General features: G+C 56.8%; 27 protein-coding genes, 1 tRNA gene and 3 pseudogenes. 19 read left to right on the forward strand and 12 right to left on the reverse strand.

What is annotated here, in order from left to right:
- Nucleotides 1-67 precede the first annotated feature (67 nt).
- Together AC1MEE_RS21040 and AC1MEE_RS21045 are read right to left on the reverse strand one after the other, a co-directional pair.
- Nucleotides 68-703, reverse strand: a complete 636-nt coding sequence (locus AC1MEE_RS21040) for a response regulator transcription factor (RefSeq protein ID WP_480411490.1) — start codon at nucleotides 701-703, stop codon at nucleotides 68-70.
- Nucleotides 700-2,178 (reverse strand): sensor histidine kinase, encoded by a 1,479-nt coding sequence (locus AC1MEE_RS21045; RefSeq protein ID WP_480411491.1) that lies wholly within the window; start codon nucleotides 2,176-2,178, stop codon nucleotides 700-702. The genes AC1MEE_RS21040 and AC1MEE_RS21045 overlap by 4 nt, the downstream gene beginning before the upstream one ends.
- A gap of 230 nt (nucleotides 2,179-2,408) precedes the next feature.
- On the opposite strand from AC1MEE_RS21045, the gene AC1MEE_RS21050 reads away from it, so the two are divergent.
- From AC1MEE_RS21050 to AC1MEE_RS21085, 8 genes and pseudogenes are all read left to right on the forward strand, one after another.
- A complete protein-coding gene (locus AC1MEE_RS21050) occupies nucleotides 2,409-4,031 on the forward strand; it encodes an acyl-CoA synthetase (protein WP_480411492.1) in 1,623 nt (540 codons plus the stop codon).
- Between the two features lie 23 nt (nucleotides 4,032-4,054).
- Nucleotides 4,055-5,827, forward strand: coding sequence for an acyl-CoA dehydrogenase C-terminal domain-containing protein (locus tag AC1MEE_RS21055; RefSeq protein WP_480411493.1), 1,773 nt, complete (start codon nucleotides 4,055-4,057; stop codon nucleotides 5,825-5,827).
- A 134-nt stretch (nucleotides 5,828-5,961) separates the two neighbouring features.
- Nucleotides 5,962-6,038, forward strand: a tRNA-Met gene (locus tag AC1MEE_RS21060).
- Nucleotides 6,039-6,063: 25 nt separating this feature from the next.
- Nucleotides 6,064-6,513, forward strand: a complete 450-nt coding sequence (locus AC1MEE_RS21065) for a RusA family crossover junction endodeoxyribonuclease (RefSeq protein WP_480411494.1) — start codon at nucleotides 6,064-6,066, stop codon at nucleotides 6,511-6,513.
- 175 nt (nucleotides 6,514-6,688) lie between these two features.
- On the forward strand, nucleotides 6,689-7,300 hold the full coding sequence (locus AC1MEE_RS21070; protein WP_480411495.1) for a PAAR domain-containing protein: 612 nt from the start codon (nucleotides 6,689-6,691) through the stop codon (nucleotides 7,298-7,300).
- A gap of 5 nt (nucleotides 7,301-7,305) precedes the next feature.
- Nucleotides 7,306-8,232 (forward strand): DUF6402 family protein, encoded by a 927-nt coding sequence (locus tag AC1MEE_RS21075; protein WP_480411496.1) that lies wholly within the window; start codon nucleotides 7,306-7,308, stop codon nucleotides 8,230-8,232.
- Nucleotides 8,229-8,672: a hypothetical protein gene (locus AC1MEE_RS21080; RefSeq protein WP_480411497.1), complete on the forward strand. Its 444-nt coding sequence runs from the start codon at nucleotides 8,229-8,231 to the stop codon at nucleotides 8,670-8,672. The genes AC1MEE_RS21075 and AC1MEE_RS21080 overlap by 4 nt, the downstream gene beginning before the upstream one ends.
- A pseudogene (locus AC1MEE_RS21085) lies at nucleotides 8,672-8,881 on the forward strand (hypothetical protein); the annotation flags it as partial. The gene AC1MEE_RS21080 and the pseudogene AC1MEE_RS21085, both read left to right, overlap by 1 nt.
- Before the next feature lie 510 nt (nucleotides 8,882-9,391).
- On the opposite strand, the gene tnpC (AC1MEE_RS21090) reads toward AC1MEE_RS21085, so the two are convergent.
- Entirely contained in the window at nucleotides 9,392-10,936 is a 1,545-nt protein-coding gene (gene tnpC, locus AC1MEE_RS21090) for an IS66 family transposase (protein WP_480411498.1), read from the reverse strand.
- Nucleotides 10,937-10,952: 16 nt separating this feature from the next.
- On the reverse strand, nucleotides 10,953-11,312 hold the full coding sequence (tnpB, locus tag AC1MEE_RS21095) for an IS66 family insertion sequence element accessory protein TnpB (RefSeq protein ID WP_480411499.1): 360 nt from the start codon (nucleotides 11,310-11,312) through the stop codon (nucleotides 10,953-10,955).
- Between the two features lie 102 nt (nucleotides 11,313-11,414).
- Between tnpB (AC1MEE_RS21095) and AC1MEE_RS21100 the strand changes: the two are divergent.
- The 5 genes and pseudogenes from AC1MEE_RS21100 to tnpC (AC1MEE_RS21120) all read left to right on the forward strand — a co-directional run.
- Nucleotides 11,415-11,636: pseudogene (locus tag AC1MEE_RS21100) on the forward strand (hypothetical protein); the annotation flags it as partial.
- A 113-nt stretch (nucleotides 11,637-11,749) separates the two neighbouring features.
- A pseudogene (locus AC1MEE_RS21105) lies at nucleotides 11,750-11,878 on the forward strand (tyrosine-type recombinase/integrase); the annotation flags it as partial.
- A 28-nt stretch (nucleotides 11,879-11,906) separates the two neighbouring features.
- Entirely contained in the window at nucleotides 11,907-12,041 is a 135-nt protein-coding gene (locus tag AC1MEE_RS21110) for a hypothetical protein (RefSeq protein WP_480416391.1), read from the forward strand.
- A 99-nt stretch (nucleotides 12,042-12,140) separates the two neighbouring features.
- Nucleotides 12,141-12,500, forward strand: coding sequence for an IS66 family insertion sequence element accessory protein TnpB (tnpB, locus tag AC1MEE_RS21115; RefSeq protein ID WP_480411499.1), 360 nt, complete (start codon nucleotides 12,141-12,143; stop codon nucleotides 12,498-12,500).
- Nucleotides 12,501-12,516: 16 nt separating this feature from the next.
- On the forward strand, nucleotides 12,517-14,061 hold the full coding sequence (tnpC, locus tag AC1MEE_RS21120; RefSeq protein ID WP_480411498.1) for an IS66 family transposase: 1,545 nt from the start codon (nucleotides 12,517-12,519) through the stop codon (nucleotides 14,059-14,061).
- Nucleotides 14,062-14,672: 611 nt separating this feature from the next.
- Here tnpC (AC1MEE_RS21120) and AC1MEE_RS21125 read toward each other — a convergent pair.
- From AC1MEE_RS21125 to AC1MEE_RS21145, 5 genes are all read right to left on the reverse strand, one after another.
- Nucleotides 14,673-14,987: a BrnA antitoxin family protein gene (locus tag AC1MEE_RS21125; RefSeq protein ID WP_480411500.1), complete on the reverse strand. Its 315-nt coding sequence runs from the start codon at nucleotides 14,985-14,987 to the stop codon at nucleotides 14,673-14,675.
- A gap of 14 nt (nucleotides 14,988-15,001) precedes the next feature.
- A complete protein-coding gene (gene tnpC, locus AC1MEE_RS21130; protein WP_480411501.1) occupies nucleotides 15,002-16,528 on the reverse strand; it encodes an IS66 family transposase in 1,527 nt (508 codons plus the stop codon).
- A gap of 61 nt (nucleotides 16,529-16,589) precedes the next feature.
- Nucleotides 16,590-16,925, reverse strand: a complete 336-nt coding sequence (tnpB, locus tag AC1MEE_RS21135) for an IS66 family insertion sequence element accessory protein TnpB (protein WP_480411502.1) — start codon at nucleotides 16,923-16,925, stop codon at nucleotides 16,590-16,592.
- Nucleotides 16,922-17,239 (reverse strand): IS66-like element accessory protein TnpA, encoded by a 318-nt coding sequence (gene tnpA, locus AC1MEE_RS21140; protein ID WP_480411503.1) that lies wholly within the window; start codon nucleotides 17,237-17,239, stop codon nucleotides 16,922-16,924. Before tnpA ends, tnpB (AC1MEE_RS21135) begins: the two co-directional genes overlap by 4 nt.
- Before the next feature lie 59 nt (nucleotides 17,240-17,298).
- On the reverse strand, nucleotides 17,299-17,463 hold the full coding sequence (locus AC1MEE_RS21145; RefSeq protein WP_480411504.1) for a BrnT family toxin: 165 nt from the start codon (nucleotides 17,461-17,463) through the stop codon (nucleotides 17,299-17,301).
- A 146-nt stretch (nucleotides 17,464-17,609) separates the two neighbouring features.
- On the opposite strand from AC1MEE_RS21145, the gene AC1MEE_RS21150 reads away from it, so the two are divergent.
- The 3 genes from AC1MEE_RS21150 (at nucleotide 17,610) to AC1MEE_RS21160 (ending at nucleotide 19,963) form a co-directional block, all read left to right on the forward strand.
- Nucleotides 17,610-17,870, forward strand: a complete 261-nt coding sequence (locus AC1MEE_RS21150; RefSeq protein ID WP_480411505.1) for a nuclear transport factor 2 family protein — start codon at nucleotides 17,610-17,612, stop codon at nucleotides 17,868-17,870.
- 183 nt (nucleotides 17,871-18,053) lie between these two features.
- The gene (gene ppnN / locus AC1MEE_RS21155) at nucleotides 18,054-19,427 is read left to right on the forward strand and encodes a nucleotide 5'-monophosphate nucleosidase PpnN (protein ID WP_480411506.1); all 1,374 of its coding nucleotides are present in this window, start codon (nucleotides 18,054-18,056) and stop codon (nucleotides 19,425-19,427) included.
- A 230-nt stretch (nucleotides 19,428-19,657) separates the two neighbouring features.
- Nucleotides 19,658-19,963, forward strand: coding sequence for a panthothenate synthetase (locus AC1MEE_RS21160; protein WP_480416290.1), 306 nt, complete (start codon nucleotides 19,658-19,660; stop codon nucleotides 19,961-19,963).
- A 390-nt stretch (nucleotides 19,964-20,353) separates the two neighbouring features.
- Here AC1MEE_RS21160 and AC1MEE_RS21165 read toward each other — a convergent pair whose 3' ends face one another.
- Nucleotides 20,354-20,812, reverse strand: a complete 459-nt coding sequence (locus tag AC1MEE_RS21165; protein ID WP_480411507.1) for a carboxypeptidase regulatory-like domain-containing protein — start codon at nucleotides 20,810-20,812, stop codon at nucleotides 20,354-20,356.
- A 287-nt stretch (nucleotides 20,813-21,099) separates the two neighbouring features.
- On the opposite strand from AC1MEE_RS21165, the gene AC1MEE_RS21170 reads away from it, so the two are divergent.
- Nucleotides 21,100-21,333 carry a hypothetical protein gene (locus AC1MEE_RS21170; RefSeq protein WP_480416291.1) on the forward strand — a complete coding sequence of 78 codons (234 nt, stop codon included), beginning with the start codon at nucleotides 21,100-21,102 and terminating at the stop codon, nucleotides 21,331-21,333.
- Between the two features lie 112 nt (nucleotides 21,334-21,445).
- On the opposite strand, the gene AC1MEE_RS21175 is transcribed toward AC1MEE_RS21170, so the two are convergent.
- Nucleotides 21,446-22,582 carry a DUF2817 domain-containing protein gene (locus AC1MEE_RS21175; RefSeq protein WP_480411508.1) on the reverse strand — a complete coding sequence of 379 codons (1,137 nt, stop codon included), beginning with the start codon at nucleotides 22,580-22,582 and terminating at the stop codon, nucleotides 21,446-21,448.
- A 220-nt stretch (nucleotides 22,583-22,802) separates the two neighbouring features.
- On the opposite strand from AC1MEE_RS21175, the gene AC1MEE_RS21180 reads away from it, so the two are divergent.
- Both AC1MEE_RS21180 and AC1MEE_RS21185 read left to right on the forward strand, forming a co-directional pair.
- Nucleotides 22,803-23,342 carry an NADPH-dependent FMN reductase gene (locus AC1MEE_RS21180; RefSeq protein ID WP_480411509.1) on the forward strand — a complete coding sequence of 180 codons (540 nt, stop codon included), beginning with the start codon at nucleotides 22,803-22,805 and terminating at the stop codon, nucleotides 23,340-23,342.
- A gap of 59 nt (nucleotides 23,343-23,401) precedes the next feature.
- Nucleotides 23,402-23,905, forward strand: coding sequence for an N-acetyltransferase family protein (locus AC1MEE_RS21185; protein ID WP_480411510.1), 504 nt, complete (start codon nucleotides 23,402-23,404; stop codon nucleotides 23,903-23,905).
- Here AC1MEE_RS21185 and AC1MEE_RS21190 read toward each other — a convergent pair.
- On the reverse strand, nucleotides 23,895-24,554 hold the full coding sequence (locus tag AC1MEE_RS21190; RefSeq protein ID WP_480411511.1) for a glutathione S-transferase family protein: 660 nt from the start codon (nucleotides 24,552-24,554) through the stop codon (nucleotides 23,895-23,897). The two genes, AC1MEE_RS21185 and AC1MEE_RS21190, sit on opposite strands and share 11 nt — an antisense overlap.
- Nucleotides 24,555-24,556 lie beyond the last annotated feature (2 nt).

The following is a 24,556-nucleotide window of genomic DNA, read 5'->3' on the forward strand; positions in this document are numbered from 1 at the left end:
GACCGCAGGCGTAACGCGCAGACATTTGCGCAGAAGAAGGCTTCAGCGCCGCATACGCCGTATCACCTCAACGCAGCTTCAGCGGATCCACCATCCCTGCCACTATTGCCATACCCACCAGTTCAGGCAGGTGATCAGCTTGCATGCGCTTCATCACCCGCGACCGATAAAGATCCACGGTTTTTGCGCTAACCCCCAATTGCTCGGCGATTTCGCGGGTGGTGTAGCCCTGCACCAGCGGCAGCAACACATCGCGTTCGCGTGGCGTTAGCGTCAACAGGCGTGCCTGCAACTCTGCGTGTCCCTGGCTGCCGGAGCGTTTTGCATCGAAGCTGCCCAGCGCCTGCTGCACGCTGTCAAGCAACAGTTGTTCGTTATAAGGTTTTTCGATGAAGTCATGGGCGCCGGCCTTGAAGGCGCGCACCACAATCGGCACATCCGCGTGCCCGCTGACGAAGATGACCGGCATGTGCAGCTCACGCGCGCGCATCTCTTCCTGCACATTCAATCCACCCATGCCGGGCATGCGCACGTCCAGTAGCACGCAGGCATTGAGCTGAGCATCACATGCGTCGAGGAAGGCCCGTCCAGTGGTGAACGGCAATGCTTTGAGGCCCACCGACTCCAGCAACCAGACGGTCGAGTCGAGCATGCCCTGATCGTCGTCGACCACATAGACCACCTGCTCCGCGACACTCGTCATTCAATCACTCCTGATGTTTTTGTTAGGGGGCCTATTAGCGGCAAAAAGCAGCGCATCAGCAGCCCGACTGGCACGCGCTGAGCCTGCAATTCACCGCCAAAGCCTTCGATAATGCTGCGACTCATGGACAACCCCAATCCCAACCCATCAGCTTTACTGGTGTAAAAAGGCGTGAATATTTTTTCCAGTTCAGACTCGCTCACACCTGGGCCCTGGTCATGCACGCTGATCACCATGCGCCCATCACTGGCCTGCCCCGCCACGAGCTCAATCATCGACGGCTGCCCCGGATGAGCGTCACGATTGGCCTCGATGGCATTGCGCAACAGATTGAGCAACACCTGCTCCAACAGCACCCGGTCGGCATAAATGGGCGGCAGATTATCCGGCAGTCGCTCCTCGATAGTCACCTGACAATCACTCGCTTCCCAGGCGCAAAGACGCACCGCCTGACGCGCCACATCACTTACATCCAGCGCCTGCATCTGCCGCCGACCTTTGCGCAGGAACGCGCGCAAACGCTTGATCACTTCCGAAGCATGATTGGCGTGCAGGGTAATGCGCTCCAGGCCTTGAGCGACCCGCTCGGCCGCCTGCGGATGGGTGCCCAGCGCCTGCAAGTAGCGCTGGCTGGCGCTGGCATAGTTGACCACCGCCGCCAGCGGCTGATTGATTTCATGGGCGATGCCTGAGGCCAGTTCGCCCAAGGTCACCAGCCGCGCGGTGTGCGCCAGTTCGTCCTCCAGACGCCGCTTGCCCTCTTCGGCCTGTACCCGAGCAGTGATATCGCGCGACACACTGACCACTTCGACCACAGCGCCGGTGTAGGTCTCGCGAATAGCGCGGCTGGCGGTCTCGAACCAGAGGTAATTCCCGGCACGGTGGCGAATGCGGTAGGTCATGGTGTGATAGCCATCCTGCGCCAACGCATCGCGTGCACGGTTTATCAATCCGGCCAGACCCTGCTCGTGAAACAGGCTTTGCGCCAGCTGCCCTTGCAGCTCCTGCGGCCAATAGCCGAGCAACGTCCAGGACGCTGGCGAGGCGTCGAGAAAGCGGCCATCGGGTGTGTGCCGGGAAATCAGGTCGGTAGTGTTCTCGATAATCAACCGATACAACCGCCGCGCTTTAGCCGCTTCACGCTCGGCCAGCACCTGCGCCGTGGCTTCACGACAGCGCGCCAACACACGGTTTTGTTGCGGGTCAGGGATGAAGGTCCAGAGCAAAATCTGATCTTCCCACCGCGCTTCGACATCCTCGATAGCACGTTGCTGTTCCAGGCAGGCACGAACGAGCGCGAGCTGATTAACCGGCAACAACGGCGCCGCCTCGGTCAGCCCCCGGCGCGCGAGCAGCTCGCGCATCGCGGGATTGAGCTCAAGGGGTTGCGCCTGAATATCAAGCAGCAGGCTCGGTTGCGGGTCGAGACCCAGCAGCGGCGAGCTTCGCGGCAGTCGAACCTGGGGGGAAGTCATCACAGATCCTGTCGTGAGGGGGAGCTAGCATATATCCGCTGCACCACGGCAGCGGCATCAATTCAGCCATTCGAGAATCACATACAGTATATATACTATATGATTAAGGTATTACTTCCATATAAAGCGACAATTGTTATATAAAACACGCCGGACATAGAGTTGACCTCAGCGGCTCACGCCACAAGGTCACCTACAGAGCTAACAATCAGCCACCGAGTACCCCTCACATGTCGATCTTCGAACAAGGGCTAGCCCCTACGGCTGTCAATCACATTGCCTTGTCGCCGCTCAGCTTCATCGAGCGCACCGCCAGCGTTTACCCGAATTACCCCGCCGTGATCCACGGTTCGATCCGTCGTACCTGGGCGCAAACCTACGCCCGCTGTCGCCGTCTGGCCTCAGCGCTGGCAGGTCGCGGCATTGGCAAGAACGACACGGTCGCGCTGATGCTGCCGAACATCCCGGCCATGCTCGAAGCGCACTTCGCTGTACCGATGATTGGCGCCGTGCTCAATCCGCTCAACGTGCGCCTGGATGCCGAGGCGATTGCCTTCATGCTGGGCCATGGCGAGGCCAAAGTATTGATCGCCGACCGCGAGTTTCATGACGTGGTCCGTGCCGCGATCAGCATGCTGGACAATCCGCCGCTGGTGATTGATGTCGATGACCCGGAATACGGCGAAGGGCAGGCTGTGAGCGATCTCGATTACGAAGCCCTACTGGCCGAAGGTGACCCGCAATTCGCTTGGCAGTGGCCGGAGGATGAGTGGCAGGCGATTTCGCTGAGTTACACCTCAGGCACCACCGGCAACCCCAAAGGCGTGGTCTACCACCATCGTGGCGCCTATTTGAATTCACTGGGCAACCAGATGATCTGGGGCATTGGCAACCACCCGGTTTATCTGTGGACCTTGCCGATGTTTCACTGCAACGGTTGGTGCCATCCGTGGACCATCACCGCGATGGCCGGAGTGCATGTGTTTTTGCGCCGGGTCGACCCGCAAAAGATTCTGACCCTGATCCGCGAGCATCAGGTCACCCACTTCTCCGGTGCACCGATCGTGCTCAACGCGCTGATCAACATGCCGGACTCGGCCAAAGCGGCGATCGATCATCCCGTAAACGCCATGGTCGCTGGCGCAGCACCACCGGCCAAAGTGATTGGCGCCGTGGAAGAGATGGGTATCAAGGTCACGCATGTCTACGGTCTGACCGAGGTCTACGGCCCGGTGACTATCTGCGCCTGGCATGCCGAGTGGGATGAACTGCCACTCGAAGAGCGCGCCCAGATCAAGTCCCGCCAAGGCGTGCGCTACCCCACACTGGAAGGTCTGATGGTTGCGGACCCGATAACCCTGGAGCCCACCCCGCGCGACGGCCAGACCATCGGCGAGATATTCATGCGCGGCAACACCGTGATGAAAGGCTATCTGAAGAACCCCACCGCCACCGCTGAAGCCTTTGACGGCGGATGGTTCCACACCGGTGACCTGGCGGTGTGCCACCCGGACGGTTATGTCGAGATCAAGGACCGGCTCAAGGACATCATCATTTCCGGCGGCGAGAACATCTCCACCATTGAGCTTGAGGGCGTGCTCTATCGCCACCCGGCCGTGCTGGAGGCCGCCGTGGTTGCACGCCCCGATGAGAAGTGGGGAGAAACGCCCTGCGCGTTCATCACCCTCAAGGCCGATCACCAGAACGTTTGCGAAGCCGACATCATCAGCTTCTGCCGCGAACATATGGCGGGCTTCAAAGTGCCGCGCACGGTGGTTTTCAGCCTGCTGCCGAAAACCTCCACCGGCAAGATCCAGAAATTCGTCCTGCGGGACATGGCCAAGAACCTTTAACCCATCATCACGAGGTTCACGTTATGCCTGAATTCAACGCCCCACTGCGCGACATGCGCTTTGTCCTGCATGAAGTATTCGACGCCCCAGCCCTGTGGGCGCGCCTGCCGGCCCTGACCGATACCGTCGACGCCGCCACTGCTGACGCCATTCTCGAAGAGGCGGCCAAAGTCACTGGGCAACTGATCGCGCCGCTGAACCGCAGCGGCGACGAGGAAGGCGCGCAATGGCACGACGGCCAAGTCAGCACGCCCAGCGGTTTCAAGCACGCCTACACGACCTACATCGAAGGCGGCTGGGTCGGTCTTTCCGGCAACCCGGCGTTCGGCGGCATGGGCATGCCGAAAATGCTCGCGGTGCAGTTCGAAGAAATGCTCTACGGCGCCAACTCCAGCTTCGCGCTGTACTCGGCCCTTAGCTCGGGTGCTTGCCTGGCCATTGATGCCCACGCCAGCGAAACCCTGAAAAGCCTGTATTTGCCCGCGATGTATGAAGGTCGCTGGGCGGGCTCCATGTGCCTGACCGAAGCCCATGCTGGCACTGATCTGGGCATTATCCGCACCCGTGCCGAACCTCAGGCCGACGGCAGCTACAGCATCACCGGTAGCAAAATCTTCATCACCGGTGGCGATCAGGACCTGACCGAAAACATCATCCATCTGGTCCTGGCCAAATTGCCGGATGCACCGGCCGGCCCCAAAGGCATCTCGCTGTTTCTGGTGCCCAAGGTGTTGATCAATGCCGACGGTTCGCTCGGTCAGCTCAATGCGGTCAGTTGCGGCTCAATCGAACACAAGATGGGCATCAAGGCCTCGGCCACCTGCGTGATGAACTTCGACGGCGCCAGCGGCTGGCTGATCGGCGAAGCCAACAAAGGGCTGGCGGCGATGTTCACCATGATGAACTACGAACGCCTGTCCATCGGCATACAGGGCATTGGTTGCGCCGAGGCGTCCTACCAGAGCGCCGTCACTTATGCGCGCGAACGTATTCAGAGCCGTGCACCGGGCGGGCCAGTGGCGAATGATAAAATAGCCGACCCGATCATCGTCCACCCCGACGTGCGCCGCATGCTGCTCAGCATGAAAGCCATGACCGAAGGTGGCCGAGCCTTTGCCAGCTATGTCGGGCAACAACTGGACCTGGCCAAGTTTTCCGACGATGCGCAAGAACGGCACGATGCCCAAACCCTGGTCGCCCTGCTCACCCCCGTGGCCAAAGCGTTCTTCACCGACAGCGGCCTGGACAGCTGCGTGTTGGGTCAGCAGGTATTCGGCGGCCACGGCTATATCCGCGAGTGGGGTCAGGAACAACTGGTGCGCGATGTACGCATTGCACAGATCTACGAAGGCACCAATGGCATCCAGGCTTTGGACCTGCTCGGGCGCAAAGTAATAGCTAACGGCGGCGGCGCCCTGCGTCAATTCACCGGAGAAATTCGCGCGTTCGCCAACCAACCCGAAGCTCCGTACGCCACACAATTGCTCCATGCCGCGCAGCGTCTGGAAAACCTGAGCGACTGGCTGCAAGAACAGGCAAAAACCAATCCCAACGAAATCGGCGCAGCGTCGGTCGAATATCTACACCTGTTCGGCTACATCGCCTACGCCTACCTCTGGGCGCGCATGGCTCAGGTCGCCGAAAGCAAGCGCGGTGAAGACGAAGGGTTTTATGGCGCAAAAATCGCCACCGCCCAGTTTTACTTCAGCCGCCTGCTGCCTCGTACCTTGAGCCTGGAACAGAGCATTCGAGCGGGCAGCGCGTCGTTATATGGTCTGGATGCCGAACAGTTCTGACGATCTAGCGTAACGCGGCGCCCCGGAAACACGGGGTTCACCGGCATTCCGGGCTAACCGCTTGATCACACGCATGAATTTTCACGAACAACGCTTGACACATTTCCGTTATCCGCGAATAATGCGCGCCACTTGGCTACATAGCTCAGTTGGTTAGAGCATAGCATTCATAATGCTGGGGTCCGGGGTTCAAGTCCCTGTGTAGCCACCAAGTACCTGTTTCGTGACGTCGTTCGATGCCTACGAAACATTCAAGAAGCCCGCCTAGTGCGGGCTTTCTTGTTTCTACAGACCCGGTCCTGATTGAGCTGCGCATCTTCCATACCGTGCCTCGATCCATGTCGAAAAAGCGCAAGGCCATGGCGTTGGCCGGACAGATTTCGCGCATAAGAAAACCGGACACAGACAACGTGCTGAAGGCCGTGTGTGACGCCTGCAACGGCGTGGTGTGGAAGGACGACGTGCAGACCACCGACGGCGTGTTTCGTCGGCGCTGGAGCGAAACAGCGGGCGTGTATGTGCGCATCGTGCCGCTGGAGGGAGACTGTCTTGAACTACGCAAAACTACGCTTGGGCGAGCACGTCACATCGCTGACAGCGTTCGCCACGGACTGCCAATAGAAACGGAACGCTCATTACTTCGTGCAGCGACGTGCGTGAGCATCGGTAGCCCACTGCTCACATAACTCCGACCTGAATCCGAATAACTTTCGGACCTTTCCTACTTACTTCCGACGCCATTCTATTCAAGCTCTGACTGGTTACGTTGCTCGATTCCTACTTGGTGATCGGCGCAATCCTTCGTAATCAACAGCGTGCGCTTCCTGGGCTGGGGCGCCGCATCAGTACACAGGGAATTCAATGGCTATCGGATATTACATTGGCTTAGGTGACAAAACCGACTGTGGCGGCCAGGTCTTGGAAGGCGACGAGACCATTTCCTGGAATGGCTTGATTCATGCGCTCGAAGATCATCTGGTCTCCTGTGGCAAGGACGGTAAGACTTATCAGATCTGCGGTGGCGTTTCGAGCTTTACCAATAACGGCAGGCGCGTGGCTGGTACGCTGGACAGCTTCAGCGGTTGCCCATGCCGGGCGCAACTGATCCCCTCCGTATTCACGGCTACTTATGAAGGGGAGCCAAGCCCGGCGCCGCAAGCTATCAGGGTTACCGCTCAACCGGTGCCCCCGCCGGACAACACGTTCGCAACGTCCCATCAGACCGCTCCAACCTCGGACTACGCCAGCGCGTCATCAACATACACTCCAAACCCTGCCGCTTGCGACGAGCGTTTTCAACTCCTCAATCACCGACGCCTGCCCTTTGGCTCGCTGAATTACGCCTTGCTGCAAAACGACCAGTGCATTGCTTACGGCAAGCTGGACGACCGAGGTCACAGCAGCGCCCACAGCAGCACAAGCCCCGCCAGCCTGAAAATTGCTACCGGCGCTCCGTCGCCTGTTATGGAGTAAATACGATGTCCCTGAATGATTTCCAGCGCACCAATGCCGTAGGCCCGGATACCTTATTCACCTTGCCGCAAGGCAGCTCAGAAACCTATGCCCCCACCGACACACCACCCAAGCAGGTCATCATCGAACCCCTGGCCCTATCCCGCCTGCCCGCTGCCATGCGTAATATAGGTTGGGACACGGCAGCGGCCTTGATGCAGAGGTGGTTTGATAGCCCGGCTTGGCAGATGCCGGAGAGCTGGAAAGAGGATAAGACCCAACCGGACCCAATGAGCCTGACGGCGGCGCAGTGCGATGACAGCATTGTAAAGATGGACTGGGCGATGAAGTTTGAGCGCTGCCGAAAAGCAGTGGAGGTCGCGGAGTCCAGGATGGCCACGCCTAACGCGGTGAAACAACTGCAATCGCGACTAAAGAAAGCCGGCTGGAAGCAAAAAGGTTCGTTTGATTTAGGATTTTACAATATGTCTGCTCTGCAAATCGACGCGATATCTCAAGTAAACTATGCTCCATTTGGCGACACTTTAGATGTACTGGATGATATGTATGGCGCCTTAGGCAAGGCAACCCTAAAATTCGGCATAGTGGGAAAAGCTGTTACCGAGGAAGACGCTATTACTCGACGCCCGCACCATTATTTCCGTGCAGACCATCTGGGCTTCTATATTCGCGACAACTACGATTTCAATGGCATGCAATACTTGGGCACTTGGACTGAAGACCGGGTCCTGACCAAGGCCGAAACCGCATTTACCCTTAGTCCCTATGGGCAGCTTGTCTTGCGCTTGAAGGACGGGCCGTTTGCTGCTGTCACCAATGGAGACTTCCGAGAGTACCGCGATAAAATCGGCAAAGGCGGGGACTTTATTCTTTATTCGGATGTGTTCTGGAAAAAAGTCGACAAGATTATTGATCTTGGAGAGATAACTTGAAACCCGTCTCACGACGAATCGCCTTTGTCGTGGCCTATATCACCATCGCAGGCGGTCTCTGGACCGCTTCGCATTGGTGGGAAAAATCTTTGGCGACCAGCTTAAGCGATCCCGTTATCAGTCCCGGTGGTTGTTATCGAGTTGAGACGTTTAAACCATTTTGGGTCCTGCCTAGCATGCTTCAACTTGATCCTGATCCGAACAAGGACGTACCAACAAAGTGGTTTCAGGTGTGGGGCTACCCTGGCTTTTATCGGTTATACAATCATCGCAGTGGTGAATTGATTGGAGAGAGTAAAGTCTATGACTTGGAATACACAAGCGGGCCATTATATTGGGGCAGCAGAACCTTTCCGGAAGTATCTGCCGGAGCAATATATATTGGTCCAAATGTACCCGACTGTATAGGCGACCGCCCCACTGGCCCGAATTCTAAATAATGAAGGCATCCTCACGACGAATCGCTTTTGTCGTGGCCTACATCACTATTGCAGGCGGTCTCTGGACCGCTTCGCAATGGTGGGAAAAAGGCTTGGCGACCAGATTGGGCGAACCGGACATCAGCCCCGGTGGTTGCTATCGAGTTGAGACGTTTAAGCCGTTTTGGGTGCTACCTAATATCTTTCACCCACGGGTGCATCCCGATGAACTGTAACCGCTCCATTAACCCCACATCCAACGCCGACAGCTTAGGCTGGAGCGAGAACTGTGTTCCAGCATCATCAGCCGAGCCATCCACCGTACCGAGATTTGCTACTCATGACTTAGCTAGTAGCCAGTGGACTGCCAGGCACATGTGGCACATAAATAGTCCACTTCCTATTTAGCTGGCACAAGAATGCCAAGCCCAGCTATTTCAGTGGCACAAGAATAGAGACACGGCCTATTTAGGTGACAGAAAAATAGAAAATCGGCCCATTTCTATGCCACATAAATACAGAATTGCGCCCTATCTCTGCCTATGGGAGCCACTTCAGTTCTGTACCAGCGGTAGGACGTTTCTTGTACCGGGGGTGGGACGCTCAGTTTTACCGGAGCTTGGAAGCTCTAAAAGTGTCCGCAGTCTATTACCTGTTGGTGGATTTGGCGGTACACCAAAGGATGTCGAGGCTTCCCTAGCGTACGATTCGATCCACTCACCCCACGTTAGGGTTCAGGTTTAACGTGATATCTCTGGCGAGCAGTTCCAAGGCAACAGTGCTTCATAGTCTGCCACCGACTTCGCAAGTGGCACATGCTCCAGTACATAGCGTAGCCACGTATAAGGCTCTCGGCCGTTGACCTTGGCGGTCTCGACCAAGCTGTAGATCTGGGCACTGGCGGTAGCGCCTTTGGGTGTATCGCTGAACAGCCATGCCTTACGTCCGATCACAAACGGCTTTATCGCGCGCTCCGCCGCGTTGTTGTCGATCGGTAAAAAACCGGCCTCCACGTAACGCTCCAGCCGGCTCCAGTTGTTGGCAAGATAGTTAACCGCCTTGCCCAGCACACTTTGCGGCGTCACTTGGGACTGCGTTTTATCCAGCCAGCTTTTCAACTGGGCCAGGATCGGCAGGCTCTTTTCCTGTCTGCCGATAAATCGTTGCTCGTCACTGACGTCCTTCAGTTCACGCTCGATGCCGTACAGCTTGTTGATCATCGTCAGGGCGATATCGGCACGTCCCGCCTTGCCCTTGGGCTGTACCTTTTGAGCATCGACAAACTTGCGCCGCACATGGGCCATGCACGCCAGACGTTCCACTCCGGGCTGTAATGCCAAGGCGTTGTAACCCGCGTAATCATCGGTCATGACGTAGCCACGATAACTTTCCAGCAGGCGCAACGGCACTTCCTGCGCACGGCTGGAGGTGTAGTCAAACAGCACGACTTTTCGATCCGGCGGCCCGCTGGCTTGCACCCACATCCAGGATTGGCTGGTTGGGTCTCGATCCGGTTCTTTAAGTACCTGGACGCGGGTTTCATCACAGTGGATGACCGGGCTTTCCAGCAACCGATCCCGCATCAGATTTAATAACGGTTGCAAGTGCTCGCCGCACTGGATGACCCAGCGCGCCAAGGTTTGGCGAGGGATGTCCACACCATGCCGGGCAAGTACCGTTTCGAAACGGTGGAGCGGCAGGCCGTCGACGTATTTAGTGGTCAACAACATCGCCAAGACACTCGGACTGGCCATGCTCTTTTCGATCAACTGAGCCGGTTTGTCAGCAGTGACCGGCGCCGCTTCACAACCACGACACCCGTAGACTTTGCGGATGTGTTTGATCACGCGGATTTGCATCGGCACGATATCCAGCTGCTCGCTGGTTTCTTCGCTGACGACATGCTTGCGGCAACCACAGGCACACGTCAGTTCGTGCTCGGGAAGTTCGTGGATGACTTCGATGCGCGGCAGATCAGCAGACAGAGGCTTGCGCTTGCCACGACGTGAAGTCGGAGCAACAACTTCTTCGTCAGCGTCGCCGATTGAGGGCATCGGCTCGCTTTCGGGCTCGTTGAACAACGCCAGTTGAGGGGTATTGGGTTCAACGGTCTGCTCGGATTTGCGACCGAACAAACGGTCGCGCAGCAGCTTGATCTGTTCTTTCAGATCGACGATATGAGTCTGGTATGCCTCAGCCGTTACCTGTTGACGACTGAGTGCCTCAAGCAACATTTGCTTGAGCAGAACAGGGTCGTCAGGGAGGTCTTCGGGCATCAAATTCATGCCCGGATTATACCCGTCAGGCGACGAATCTTGGCGTTAAAACCTTGTGTGGACGGTTGCGCCAGAGATCAAATCCATCCAGTAGCCAGTTCAGTTCTTGGACGGTCAGCACGATAGCCTCGTCCACCTCATCGGGTGAAGTTTTGAAACGCTCGGACTCCAGGCGCTTGAGCCAAAGGCAGAAGCCGTTACGCTCCCAGTACAACACTTTGACCCGGTTACGGTGGCGATTCAGAAAAACAAAGAGCACGGGGTCAAACACCGCGACCTTGATATCCAGTTCGACCAGCGCAGCTAGGCCATCAATGGACTTTCGAAAATCTACCGGCTTTGGGTAGAGGTACACTTTTTCAACGCTGGCATTGGGACGCATCATGGTGATGGGCTCCTGATGGAAATCGGGAGCACAGCATCAGCCGTCAGCTATCCGCTTGGAATGTGGGGTTCATGGAGCGGATACGATGAACTAGATAAACCGCAATGGTTTCCCTGGTGGGGCTATCCAGGTTTTTTTCGACTTTATGATCATCGTAGCGGTGAGATAATTTCAGAGACCAAAATCTACGACTTAGAATCGGCAGGCGGGCGAATGTCTTGGGGGGGTGGATCGGGAGAAGTATTTGCCGGAATGATCCCCATCGGCACGAACGCACCTGATTGCATAGACGATCAGCCCACGGCCCGGAAATCAAAAGAATGAAACCCACCTCACGACGAATTGTTTCTGGTTATCTCTTCTTGCATCCCCCTATACCTTCCCTTCGCATATTCCAGTGGATCCTTCGACAATAATTGCACCGGGGGATACAAGCTGTGAAGCGCTCAGAAATGAAGCGCAGCCTCCTCTCGGACACCTCCCTGGCTGACTTAGAGCCCGACGCCAAAGAATATCGGGAGCATGACGGCAATGGCCTGTACTTTCGGGTAAAGCCTGACGGACAACCGCGATCAACTCGACGCCAACGAGTTGGTGCGGGTATCGCTGATCGAGATCCGTGACGTGTTGCTGATCGGCCAAGGCAAGGACTTCGCAACGCGCAAGGCCGTACTGCTGCGCTATGTCCGTGACCAGCAAAGCAAGCATCAGCGGAGGATTGCAACATGATCGCACTCAATAAACGTATCCGCTCCATGAACCCCACATTCCAAGCGGATAGCTGACGGCTGATGCTGTGCTCCCGATTTCCATCAGGAGCCCATCACCATGATGCGTCCCAATGCCAGCGTTGAAAAAGTGTACCTCTACCCAAAGCCGGTAGATTTTCGAAAGTCCATTGATGGCCTAGCTGCGCTGGTCGAACTGGATATCAAGGTCGCGGTGTTTGACCCCGTGCTCTTTGTTTTTCTGAATCGCCACCGTAACCGGGTCAAAGTGTTGTACTGGGAGCGTAACGGCTTCTGCCTTTGGCTCAAGCGCCTGGAGTCCGAGCGTTTCAAAACTTCACCCGATGAGGTGGACGAGGCTATCGTGCTGACCGTCCAAGAACTGAACTGGCTACTGGATGGATTTGATCTCTGGCGCAACCGTCCACACAAGGTTTTAACGCCAAGATTCGTCGCCTGACGGGTATAATCCGGGCATGAATTTGATGCCCGAAGACCTCCCTGACGACCCTGTTCTGCTCAAGCAAATGTTGCTTGAGGCACTCAGTCGTCAACAGGTAACGGCTGAGGCATACCAGACTCATATCGTCGATCTGAAAGAACAGATCAAGCTGCTGCGCGACCGTTTGTTCGGTCGCAAATCCGAGCAGACCGTTGAACCCAATACCCCTCAACTGGCGTTGTTCAACGAGCCCGAAAGCGAGCCGATGCCCTCAATCGGCGACGCTGACGAAGAAGTTGTTGCTCCGACTTCACGTCGTGGCAAGCGCAAGCCTCTGTCTGCTGATCTGCCGCGCATCGAAGTCATCCACGAACTTCCCGAGCACGAACTGACGTGTGCCTGTGGTTGCCGCAAGCATGTCGTCAGCGAAGAAACCAGCGAGCAGCTGGATATCGTGCCGATGCAAATCCGCGTGATCAAACACATCCGCAAAGTCTACGGGTGTCGTGGTTGTGAAGCGGCGCCGGTCACTGCTGACAAACCGGCTCAGTTGATCGAAAAGAGCATGGCCAGTCCGAGTGTCTTGGCGATGTTGTTGACCACTAAATACGTCGACGGCCTGCCGCTCCACCGTTTCGAAACGGTACTTGCCCGGCATGGTGTGGACATCCCTCGCCAAACCTTGGCGCGCTGGGTCATCCAGTGCGGCGAGCACTTGCAACCGTTATTAAATCTGATGCGGGATCGGTTGCTGGAAAGCCCGGTCATCCACTGTGATGAAACCCGCGTCCAGGTACTTAAAGAACCGGATCGAGACCCAACCAGCCAATCCTGGATGTGGGTGCAAGCCAGCGGGCCGCCGGATCGAAAAGTCGTGCTGTTTGACTACACCTCCAGCCGTGCGCAGGAAGTGCCGTTGCGCCTGCTGGAAAGTTATCGTGGCTACGTCATGACCGATGATTACGCGGGTTACAACGCCTTGGCATTACAGCCCGGAGTGGAACGTCTGGCGTGCATGGCCCATGTGCGGCGCAAGTTTGTCGATGCTCAAAAGGTACAGCCCAAGGGCAAGGCGGGACGTGCCGATATCGCCCTGACGATGATCAACAAGCTGTACGGCATCGAGCGTGAACTGAAGGACGTCAGTGACGAGCAACGATTTATCGGCAGACAGGAAAAGAGCCTGCCGATCCTGGCCCAGTTGAAAAGCTGGCTGGATAAAACGCAGTCCCAAGTGACGCCGCAAAGTGTGCTGGGCAAGGCGGTTAACTATCTTGCCAACAACTGGAGCCGGCTGGAGCGTTACGTGGAGGCCGGTTTTTTACCGATCGACAACAACGCGGCGGAGCGCGCGATAAAGCCGTTTGTGATCGGACGTAAGGCATGGCTGTTCAGCGATACACCCAAAGGCGCTACCGCCAGTGCCCAGATCTACAGCTTGGTCGAGACCGCCAAGGTCAACGGCCGAGAGCCTTATACGTGGCTACGCTATGTACTGGAGCATGTGCCACTTGCGAAGTCGGTGGCAGACTATGAAGCACTGTTGCCTTGGAACTGCTCGCCAGAGATATCACGTTAAACCTGAACCCTAACGTGGGGTGAGTGGATCGAATCGTACGCTAGGGAAGCCTCGACATCCTTTGGTGTACCGCCAAATCCACCAACAGGTAATAGACTGCGGACACTTTTAGAGCTTCCAAGCTCCGGTAAAACTGAGCGTCCCACCCCCGGTACAAGAAACGTCCTACCGCTGGTACAGAACTGAAGTGGCTCCCATAGGCAGAGATAGGGCGCAATTCTGTATTTATGTGGCATAGAAATGGGCCGATTTTCTATTTTTCTGTCACCTAAATAGGCCGTGTCTCTATTCTTGTGCCACTGAAATAGCTGGGCTTGGCATTCTTGTGCCAGCTAAATAGGAAGTGGACTATTTATGTGCCACATGTGCCTGGCAGTCCACTGGCTACTAGCTAAGTCATGAGTAGCAAATCTCGGTACGGTGGATGGCTCGGCTGATGATGCTGGAACACAGTTCTCGCTCCAGCCTAAGCTGTCGGCGTTGGATGTGGGGTTAATGGAGCGGTTACCAATAAACAGCGCGAGGCTACGGCTTAACTGGCTCAACCCAGAAGGGAGCCAGATTCCAGCCGACCGAAGCCGGAGACTCATCCCGCCTAGTCAGCTTGAGGGTCATACCTGCAATTCTTTCGGCGTGTGCGTCTTGAGCCAGTCGGCCAAAGCGGCGTTCATGCGCGTTTGCCAGCCTGGGCCCGATGCTCTGAATTGCTCCAAAACTTCCGCATCAAGTCGCAGGCTGACATGCTCTTTGGTCGCGTCCGCTTTCGGGCGCCCGCGCTTGGGCTGGAGCATTTCCTTGGCCTGAGCCTTGCCGAACAATCCCGGCAACACGTCGCTGGCCGGTCTGGCCTTGGCGAAGTCCTTGGGCGACCACTCAGGGTTGGTCTCATCGACCATTTCAGATTTTGGCTGTATGCGTCCGGGCATCACGCCTTGCGTAATTAGACCGGCTGCCACTTATGCGGCAGCAACTCGTCAATCTCACTCGCCCGCTGCGTCGGCAGTCGCGTGAGAACGTCCTTCAGATAGGCATACGGATCATGGCCATTCAGCCGCGCAGACTGGATCAAGCTCATGATCGCTGCCGCCCGCTTGCCGCTGCGTAACGACCCTGCGAAGAGCCAATTCTTGCGTCCAAGAGCCCATGGTCGGATCTGGTTCTCGGCCCAATTGTTGTCTATGGGTACGGCCCCGTCATCGAGGTAGCGCGACAGAGCTGCCCAGCGTTTCAGGCTGTAATCCAGTGCTCTGCTGATAGCTGAACCTTCGGGCACGAGATCGCGCTGGGCGATCATCCAGGCATGCAGTGCATCCATCACAGGCACAGCCTTTTCTTGCCGTATTCGACGGCGTAAATCCGGTTCCAGGTCGCGGACTTCACTTTCGATTTCGTAAAGCAACTGGATGTAGCGCAGGGCTTGCTCGGCGAGCATGCTCTTGTTGGTGGCATGCAGTTCGAAGAACTTGCGCCGCGCATGGGCCATGCAGCCGATCTCGGTCACACCGAGTTCGAAGCTGGCCTTGTAACCACCAAAATCATCGCAGACCAGCTTGCCCTTCCAGCCTTGCAGGAAGTTGCGAGCATGCTCACCGGCGCGGCTGGGGCTGAAGTCGTAAACGACTGCCGCTGTTTCGCAGAATTGGCTGGTGGCGTAGGCCCAGACATAAGAGCGATGGGTTTTCTTTGAGCCCGGAGCGAGCATCTGAACCGGTGTTTCATCGGCGTGGATGACCAGCTGCCCGAGCACTACGTCGCGCAGCGCATCGACCAGAGGCTGCAACTGCACGCCAGTAACGCCAACCCATTGAGCCAAGGTTGAACGCGGAATTGCCAAGCCAGCCCGACCGAAAATCGATTCCTGGCGGTAAAGAGGCAGATGGTCAGCAAACTTGGCGATCATGACATGGGCCAGCAACCCGGCGGTCGGGATGCCCTTGTCGATGACCTGCGCCGGAACGGGGGCCTGGATCAGCGTTTCGCAGTCATCGCACACCCACTTGCCACGGACATGGCGTTCAACGGTAAACACGCCGGGCGTGTAGTCCAGCTTCTCGCTGACGTCTTCACCGATGCGTTTCAGTGCGCAGCCACATGGGCAGTGAGTATTGTCGGGCTCGTGATGGATCAACGTGCGTGGAAACTCTGCCGGCAACGCAGTGCGCTTAGGTTTTTGCTTTTTTTCGGTCGCCGCTGGCACTGCTTGCAAGGCCTGAAGCTCTGCTTCAATCGCCGCGATATCGGTATCGATCAAGTCATCGAGCAAGCTGGCCTGCTGCGGATTCAACTGCTCGCTGCGCTTGGCAAACTTCAAGCGCTTGAGTTGTGCGATCTCGTGGGTCAGCTTCTCGATCACCGTTTGGTCGCGGTTGATCTTCTTGCCCATAGTGTCGACCTGCGACAGCAACTGCGCTGCCAAGGCACGCAGTTGGTCGGGAGACATTTGGTCGAGATTGGGCGAAGAAGTCATGCTGCGGATTTTGCCAGAGCGGGCAATTCACAGCGATAGACCGATAGGCTAATGGTGGCCTTTAAAGCAGTGTGATCGCGCTGCCGGAACCCACGCGTTGCCATGGCAGGCCCAGCACCAAGGCTTGAAGTTGCTCGGCATCCAACTCCATCTCAGAGCCATGGCGAATGCCTGGCCAGTGAAACTTGCCTTGGTTCAACCGGCGAGCAGCCAGCCAGATTCCGAAGCCGTCATGCACCAGCACTTTCATGCGAGTGGCGCGGCGATTGGCGAACAGATAAGCACAGTGCGGCTTCGCCGCACCAAACACCGCGATCACTCTGGCCAGCGCAGTCTCGGTACCCGCTCGCATATCCATCGGTTCGGTGGCGAGCCAGATGGCATCGATGCGGATCACAGGGCAAGCCCCCGGATGAAGCGGGCGCACCCTTCGGGATCGCAAGTTGGCCATTTCACTGTGAGCGTTTGCTGACCGAGCGGTAATTCAATGATCGCCGACGCTTCGGTCTTTCGTTTTGGTTCGACTTTCAAAGCAATGAAGGCTGGCAGCGCGACTGCCTGTTGATCACGATAAAGCGGTATCCACCGGCGAACGACATTGGCGTTGATACCGTGCCTCATCGCAATAGCCGCCACGGAAACACCGGGTTGTTCGCACTCTTGGACGACTTGGGTTTTGAAGGATTTCGGGTAGGACTTACGTTGGCGCATGGCGATCCTGGCGTTAAGGGTAATTGCGTCCGCTTAAAAATACGCGGACACAATCGCCCTTATCGGCCGGGCTCGGAAGGTGTGTTCGCCGGCCCCTTACTTTTGGCTGCTTGCTCATAGCTTTTGACCTCCCGTTTATTGGCTTTTCGAAAACTGATGACGTGAACCGCATCGCCGCGAGGGGTGAACACCACGACATGCAGTCGATCACCTATGAACCCCATCGCTTGATACCGGCTCTCGCCGTATTCGAATCGATCGTCCTTTTTTGATCAGGGCTGTAGACCATTCGAAGTCCACCACCTGGGCGAATGGAAGACCGCGCTCCCCGGTGTTGCGGGCGTCTTTGGCTGGATCGTAAGTAATCTGCATGGAATTACTGCCACACATGCACCACTGGATGGCTAACACGTTGATCGACATCGACGGCGATACCGCTACCGCACGAGCAGCCGTTGACTGCCTTTGTACCCATATCGACATGGGGCCGATCCAGATCAGCGGCTTGTATCACGATAAATTCGAACGCCGCCTGGGCCGCTGGGCCTTCGTTGAGCGACGTTTCGATTTGCACTTCCTGACCCCATTGGCTAACTGGAAGCCTGTCGCAGGAGGGGAAGCGGCTTCATGAGCCAGGCGGTCGCCGAGGCCCATCTGTAGCGCTTTTCGCGCCGATCCATACAAGGCCGGGGTAAGATGTGGGCACTGATCTTTAGCGACCGCTTCCTCCTTTATTAGTGGAGGCGTTCGGTGCTTACCATCCTGATGCAACTGGCCCTCCCTGGCTCGGGGCATCGCTAACAGGGAACCTAGAATGGCCCAAAGACATGTAATCAACGCTTCGATAAGCCCCAAGGGCAGCCTGGAGACACTGTCCCAACGCGAAGTGCAGCAACTAAGCGAAGCCGGCTCGGGCAGCCTCTACACGCTGTTTCGCCAGTGCGTCCTGGCGATCCTCAACACTGGCGCCCACATTGACAATGCCAAGACGATTCTTGAGGCCTACCAGGACTTCGAGGTTCGCATCCACCAGCAGGATCGTGGTGTCCGCCTGGAACTGCTCAACGCGCCAGGGGATGCCTTCGTCGACGGCGAGATGATCGCCAGCACCCGCGAGATGCTGTTCAGCGCCCTGCGCGACATCGTCTACACCCAGAACGAGCTGGACAGCCCGCACATTGACCTGAACAGTTCCCAGGGAATCACCGACTACGTTTTCCACCTGCTGCGTAACGCGCGCACCCTGCGTCCTGGGGTGGAGCCGAAGATGGTGGTGTGCTGGGGCGGCCATTCGATCAACACCGAGGAGTACAAGTACACCAAGAAGGTCGGTCACGAACTCGGCCTGCGCCGCCTGGATATCTGCACCGGTTGCGGGCCTGGGGTGATGAAAGGGCCAATGAAGGGCGCCACCATCTCCCACGCCAAGCAGCGGATGAGCGGCGGCCGCTACCTGGGCCTGACTGAACCGGGAATCATCGCTGCCGAGGCGCCGAATCCGATCGTCAACGAGCTGGTGATCCTTCCGGACATAGAGAAGCGCCTGGAGGCCTTCGTGCGTGTTGGTCACGGCATCATCATTTTTCCCGGTGGTGCCGGCACCGCCGAGGAGTTCCTCTACCTGCTCGGTATCCTGATGCACCCGGACAACAGGGACCTGCCGTTCCCCGTCATCCTGACCGGGCCAAAAAGTGCGGCGCCCTACTTGCAGCAGTTGCACGCTTTCGTCGGCGCTACGCTGGGAGAGGCCGCACAGGCTCACTACCAGATCATCATCGATGATCCCGCCGAAGTGGCAAGACAAATGACCGAGGGGTTAAAGACGGTCAAGCAGTTCCGCCGGGAGCGCAACGACGCCTTCCATTTCAACTGGCTGCTAAGGATCGAGGAAAGCTTTCAGCGCCCGTTCGACCCCACCCACGCCAACATGGCCAGCCTCCAGCTGAGCCGCGACCTGCCTCCTCACGAGCTGGCGGCCAATCTGCGGTGCGCCTTTTCCGGTATCGTTGCCGGCAATGTGAAAGACAAGGGCATCCGCCTGATCGAGCAGCATGGCCCCTACGAGATCCATGGCGACGCGGCCGTCATGCAGCCTCTGGACCACTTGCTGCAAGCGTTCGTCGCGCAGCACCGCATGAAGCTGCCAGGCGGCGCGGCCTATGTGCCCTGCTATCGGGTAGCCACGTAAAAACCGGGTCGTGACCTGTTCCGGCGCGCTTGCCAAAGCGTTGAGAACAGGTCGCAAGGCACGAGGTTGTCGTGCTTCATGACCGTCCGTAACCCTACATGAGCGTTAGCTCACGCTTCGCTATTCTTAACGACACGGACCGCCGGGACAGTTGAATGCCTGTCAGGCGGCATGAGAGCCAGCGGCAAGCGTCTGGCTACAGGGCAGCAAGTTGATAGGAGAATTGAATGATGAAGATGCTACTTACGGTCGAATTTCCTCATGAACCCTTCAATGCCCTCGTCAGAGCCGGGAAGGCGGGCGAGATTATTGGGCGCATCCTTGAAAGCATCAAGCCAGAGGCGGCGTACTTTACCGAGCAGGACGGAATGCGCGGTGGGCTCTTCTTGATCAATGTACAAAACTCATCTGACGTCCCGGCTTTTGCGGAACCCTTTTTTCTTAATTTCCAGGCCAACTGCAAATTCCGCATTGTGATGAGCCCGCAGGATCTGCAAAAGGCCGGTCTGGAGGAGCTTGGGAAGAAGTGGGCGTGAAGAGCGGTCAGTGAGATCGGTCACGTAGTTTGATTATTCATGGGAGATTCCGCCCCGTCTACGCCACCGCGCTGTCGCGCAGCAAACTCGGTCCCCCTGTAGGAGCTGCCGAAGGCTGCGAAAGGCCGGGGTCGCGCTCGACCGGCACGACCTTCAGCGGTCTCAAGAAAGCGACCGGTTCCCGGTCGATCGCAGCCTTCGGCAGCTCCTACAGGGGATCGGCGTTAAGCTGAAAATTTATGCTTTATTTTTCAATGATTTATAGGTTGTTTGATGAGAGGGTAATCCTGGTCCTGATCATCCCTCGAAAGAAATTGCCAGACCAGTAAACATTAAGCAGCGCATCGCGCTGCTTAATGAGTCTTATACAACTTTGTGTCCAGGCGAGGCTCAAGGCTGTCCTTCACCCCAGTGGAAAATCACACTACTGGCGGTCGTTCCGCCGAGTTTGACTTTTTGTTGTTTTACCTGACCACCCCTGCTGCCGGCGATAACGTATTCGGCTGCCGGCAATTTAACGTAAACAATAGGACCTACCTGACTCAATGACAGTAAGGTATTCCCGTTTGTGGTCTTGATCACAACGTCAGCATCGGCGATATACTTATTGTCCTTTCCCTTGGAAAAGGTCATGTGCAGGTTGTAGCCCTTGGTCTGTTGGATGGCCCGCGACTCGTCCTCGCCAATGCCGCCTGTTAGATAGGTAATTCCGTTTTCCTCGTGTGGCACCAACTGTACGACCGACATGTCGATCGGCTCTCCGCTAGCCGCCAGCCCCACTGCAGGCAACAACGCCAACAGCGTGGCAAAGACAGCACCTGACAGTGTAAGTGAATGGGTAGGCGTCATGATGAGTACTCCTCGGTTCGTATAGAACCTAAGTTTCGCCCCTCAATGCCTGCGAGAATGAAGCGCTGCTTTTCAATTAATGGCGACGCTGCCGATAGCCTCTTGCTTGGCGGGGCATTACTTTTTTGATGTTACGCCTCACTTGTTGGTTTTAGATCATTTTGGCATGAGGGCTCTACAAGATAGATCTACCCACTTTCAGGGTGCTGGTGTTGGGGTATGATCCTCCAATCATCGCAACAGCCCTCAAGCGCACCAGGGATGACTCCGTGAACACCACTCAGAAGCTGCGAACCTTTGACCTGATCCGCCACGCAGTGTTGCCGGAGTTCCGTGACCGGGTGGCGGAATACCTGTGCTTCTACGAAGAAACTCTGCACGACGAGAATGCCCGCTCTGACGACCTGCGCGCATCGGCAAATCAGCTCAGGGGCTACCTGCGCGGCCTCAACACCACAAGAGTGTTGGGCATGGCGGATTTGGAAGAGCTGGACCGCCGCGTTGTGGAGTCGTGGTTATGATCGATGCGTCATTCCCCGCGGAGGGAAGATAACCGGAAACTTCCTGGCTACGGGTACGCGACACCCTTCAGCGAATCGCAAAACATGTCGCGCCCACACAACGTCACCCCTCTTACAGGCTGCCGGCCTGTCCATGATCCCCTTGGCAAATCGTCGGCAGCGCTGACAATGCCCGCTCCCATATCTGCCGAGTGCGGACCCAGACCATTTCCTGCCAGTCACTGTCGGCCGGATAGAACTGCTCAAGAAGGTCCAGTTTGATTTGCCGCCCAATCTTATCGCTGGGGTCACCGTGCAGGTGCAGCCAGTGATCATCGCGCAGATGGCGGTGAACCTCTTCCCCTGGGTAGGTACCGCACTCAATGACGAAAGGCATCAGGTGCACATTTGGCAGTGCATCGATCAGGGCCTGTGACGTGTAGCCGGTGGCCGTCGCTGCAACGCCGGTGTCACTCAGGCTCTGCGCTCCAGTCAGCAGGGTGTACAGCCAGGGACCATAGACTGCGCTGGCATCCGCCAATGCCGGATAGGCCGTCTGGGCAATCGTCAACAGCATCGGATGACCGTAGTCCCCCGCGCCGGTATGCAAGTCAAAGCACATGGCCACCTCGGCCTGCGACACATGCTCCTGAATGATGCGGTGCAGTGTTCTGTTCGACCAACTGGGCGCCAGCCCACCGTAAAACAGACCATCGGGATGGCTGTGCTGGCCACCCTCGACAATCGACATCACGGTAGGCCAACCATGCTCGCGAACCTGCTCGCTGAGCAGGGCATCGGCTCGGTCTCGCTGCGGCCCCTGCAATTGAGTGCAGCCATAGATTTCATGAAGCGCCGCGTAGGGCTCATTGTTCGGCAGCGGGCGATCGAAGTTCAGGTGGTTACGATTCAGGTCGATATTGTCTTCGTTGACGCGGCGCAACCAAGCAGTGCCCCAGGGATTGATCAAGTGGATCATCACGACCGCGACATCCGCGGGCAGTGGGCGTTTGCCGAATTCTTGCAGCCATTTGATCTGGCAACTCGAACCATAGAACCCTTCAACCCCATGGGTGCCAGTAAGAGCAACCAACAAACGCTTTGCGCCAGGATCGCCAAGTACCGCCACATCAGTGCTCAGAGGCTCGCCGAACGGCCCCGGGAGTGGATGCGGGTACTCGGTCAGGCTCGCGCCAGCCGCAGTCGCCGCAGCCAGAAATTGTTCGCGTTGTGTGCGGTAACTGGCGTGCGTTGGAAAGTCTGTGTGCATGTCTGCCTCTTATTGATTTATTGATCTACGAGCACGTCTATTTCAATCGACGGTACGGAAAATACGCCCCCTCATAAAGATTAAGAACGTCTCTTAAGAAAATCTGTGAAGAGCGAAAGAAAAACTTAACGTCGTGTCCGGGATGAGTTGACCACTACACACGAGAGCTCGGCGCCATGCGACACTGCCCCCCTCTACCTAAGTCGAAGAGCGCGTGAATATGGTGCGATTGCTTGCAGTGTCAGGGAGTCTTCGTGAAGCCTCATCCAACTCCGCGCTGTTGCGCGCTGCTGAAATGCTCAGCCCTGAAGGCATGTCGATCAAGCACTATCATGGGGTCGGTCAGTTACCTCACTTCGACCCGGATCTAGCTGACGATCCACCCGCGCTAATCGTTGATTTACGCTCGATCATTGCCCAGGCAGACGGCATTTTGATCTGTTGCCCTGAGTACGCCCGTGGCATTCCCGGATCATTCAAAAATGCGCTGGACTGGCTAGTCAGCTGCGAGGATTTCCCAGGTAAACCGGTTGCGCTTTTCAACGCCTCTCCACGCGCCTCACACGCCCAGGCAGCACTGCGGCTGGTTCTTGAAACAATGTCAGCGTCTATTATCGAACAAGCATCGATCACTGTGAATTTGCTGGCCAAAGGATTAGATGCCGAGAGCATTGCAGCGGATCTATCGATTCGCCCCCTCATCGTTTCCGCGCTGGAAACGTTCAAGGAGCAAATCGAGCAACAACGCGTGAAAGCCTGAGAAATCGGCTTCGCAAGAAGCGAATAATCGTTACACCTCACTCGGTATCAGGAACCAACATGCTCATTCGTCACGCCGTCGCAGAAGACTTTCTGGAAATCACCGGCATCCTGAATCACTACATCCTCAATAGCGATGCGCGCTATTTTGAATCGGAGCCTGTCAGCCTTGAGTTGCGCACGCCCTGGCTACTGCGATTCGACAAGGACAGTCCGCACCAACTACTCGTTTCGGAGCAGGACAGCGTCATTACTGGTTTTTGCTGCTCGCAGCCCTACCGTCCAGAGCAGGCCTATCGGAAAACCATCGAAACCAGTATCTATACCTCACCTCGCAGCGTGTCGAAGGGGGTCGGTTCGGCGCTGTACGAGAGGCTGTTTAGAGAAGTGGCGAAGCATGATCTGCACCGGGCGCTGGCTGGCATCGTTTTGCCCAATGAGGCCTCGATCGCCCTGCATAGAAAATTCGGATTTGCTGAGGTCGGTGTCTTCAACGAATACGGTATGAAAGACGATCGCTACATTAGCTCCGCATGGATGGAGAAGCGTCTTTTCACCGTTTGACGTCCGTGCAATTTCCGTCCCCCAAGACTGTACGTCCCGACAGACGCAAGCGCATGCGGCGCAAATATTCATATACGGTTGGAGACTGCTCAAACCATGCCGCCAAATTCGGTAGCGCCTGCAAATAATCGAGCATCGGCGTGAGAATTGCGTCAGCCATGCTGTAGTGCTCGCCGCAGAAAAACTCACGACTACCCAGTTGCTGCTCGAGATGATTGAGGGTTTGAATGGCCGCCGGCTCCGCCGCAGCGATGGCCAATGGATCAAGGGGCCGGGCCGGTTGGGTAGGTGAAACGATGAGCAGAAGGTAACGGCGAATCAGCCGGTCGTCGACATACATGGCAAGCGCGGCGGACCATTGATCCACCTCTGCTCGTAGTACCGGGTCTTGCGGTTGCAGAGATGATTGAGGAAAGGCACTGTCGAGGTAGCGGCAGATACTGGTGGTTTCAAAAATCCGCCGTTCGCCGTGTAGCAGCACGGGCATCTTTGCGAAAGGATGCAGAGCTAAATGCTCAGCGCTACGCAGGGCGATTGTGTAGCCATCATGCTCAAGGCCGTAAGTGTATAGGAGCGACTTTTCTTCACAGTACAGCCGGACGCTGCGGACGAAAGTGCTGAAACCCGGGCCAACTATGTGCAGGCTCATCG

The organism is Pseudomonas sp. ASL3, from assembly GCF_056680425.1.

What these genes read in the sequence shown, in the direction of transcription:
- AC1MEE_RS21045 (WP_480411491.1), bottom strand. Translation starts at nt 2,178, where the DNA reads ATGACTTCCCCCCAGGTTCGACTGCCGCGAAGCTCGCCGCTGCTGGGT.
- AC1MEE_RS21180 (WP_480411509.1), top strand. Translation starts at nt 22,803, where the DNA reads ATGGTGCGATTGCTTGCAGTGTCAGGGAGTCTTCGTGAAGCCTCATCC.
- AC1MEE_RS21190 (WP_480411511.1), bottom strand. Translation starts at nt 24,554, where the DNA reads ATGAGCCTGCACATAGTTGGCCCGGGTTTCAGCACTTTCGTCCGCAGC.
- AC1MEE_RS21070 (WP_480411495.1), top strand. Translation starts at nt 6,689, where the DNA reads ATGGCTATCGGATATTACATTGGCTTAGGTGACAAAACCGACTGTGGC.
- AC1MEE_RS21065 (WP_480411494.1), top strand. Translation starts at nt 6,064, where the DNA reads ATGCCTACGAAACATTCAAGAAGCCCGCCTAGTGCGGGCTTTCTTGTT.
- AC1MEE_RS21160 (WP_480416290.1), top strand. Translation starts at nt 19,658, where the DNA reads ATGAAGATGCTACTTACGGTCGAATTTCCTCATGAACCCTTCAATGCC.
- tnpC (WP_480411498.1), bottom strand. Translation starts at nt 10,936, where the DNA reads ATGAATTTGATGCCCGAAGACCTCCCTGACGACCCTGTTCTGCTCAAG.
- AC1MEE_RS21175 (WP_480411508.1), bottom strand. Translation starts at nt 22,582, where the DNA reads ATGCACACAGACTTTCCAACGCACGCCAGTTACCGCACACAACGCGAA.
- tnpA (WP_480411503.1), bottom strand. Translation starts at nt 17,239, where the DNA reads ATGCGCCAACGTAAGTCCTACCCGAAATCCTTCAAAACCCAAGTCGTC.
- AC1MEE_RS21055 (WP_480411493.1), top strand. Translation starts at nt 4,055, where the DNA reads ATGCCTGAATTCAACGCCCCACTGCGCGACATGCGCTTTGTCCTGCAT.
- AC1MEE_RS21165 (WP_480411507.1), bottom strand. Translation starts at nt 20,812, where the DNA reads ATGACGCCTACCCATTCACTTACACTGTCAGGTGCTGTCTTTGCCACG.
- AC1MEE_RS21185 (WP_480411510.1), top strand. Translation starts at nt 23,402, where the DNA reads ATGCTCATTCGTCACGCCGTCGCAGAAGACTTTCTGGAAATCACCGGC.
- tnpC (WP_480411501.1), bottom strand. Translation starts at nt 16,528, where the DNA reads ATGACTTCTTCGCCCAATCTCGACCAAATGTCTCCCGACCAACTGCGT.
- AC1MEE_RS21125 (WP_480411500.1), bottom strand. Translation starts at nt 14,987, where the DNA reads ATGCCCGGACGCATACAGCCAAAATCTGAAATGGTCGATGAGACCAAC.
- AC1MEE_RS21050 (WP_480411492.1), top strand. Translation starts at nt 2,409, where the DNA reads ATGTCGATCTTCGAACAAGGGCTAGCCCCTACGGCTGTCAATCACATT.
- AC1MEE_RS21145 (WP_480411504.1), bottom strand. Translation starts at nt 17,463, where the DNA reads ATGGGGTTCATAGGTGATCGACTGCATGTCGTGGTGTTCACCCCTCGC.
- tnpB (WP_480411499.1), bottom strand. Translation starts at nt 11,312, where the DNA reads ATGATGCGTCCCAATGCCAGCGTTGAAAAAGTGTACCTCTACCCAAAG.
- tnpC (WP_480411498.1), top strand. Translation starts at nt 12,517, where the DNA reads ATGAATTTGATGCCCGAAGACCTCCCTGACGACCCTGTTCTGCTCAAG.
- AC1MEE_RS21040 (WP_480411490.1), bottom strand. Translation starts at nt 703, where the DNA reads ATGACGAGTGTCGCGGAGCAGGTGGTCTATGTGGTCGACGACGATCAG.
- AC1MEE_RS21150 (WP_480411505.1), top strand. Translation starts at nt 17,610, where the DNA reads ATGGAATTACTGCCACACATGCACCACTGGATGGCTAACACGTTGATC.
- AC1MEE_RS21075 (WP_480411496.1), top strand. Translation starts at nt 7,306, where the DNA reads ATGTCCCTGAATGATTTCCAGCGCACCAATGCCGTAGGCCCGGATACC.
- ppnN (WP_480411506.1), top strand. Translation starts at nt 18,054, where the DNA reads ATGGCCCAAAGACATGTAATCAACGCTTCGATAAGCCCCAAGGGCAGC.
- tnpB (WP_480411499.1), top strand. Translation starts at nt 12,141, where the DNA reads ATGATGCGTCCCAATGCCAGCGTTGAAAAAGTGTACCTCTACCCAAAG.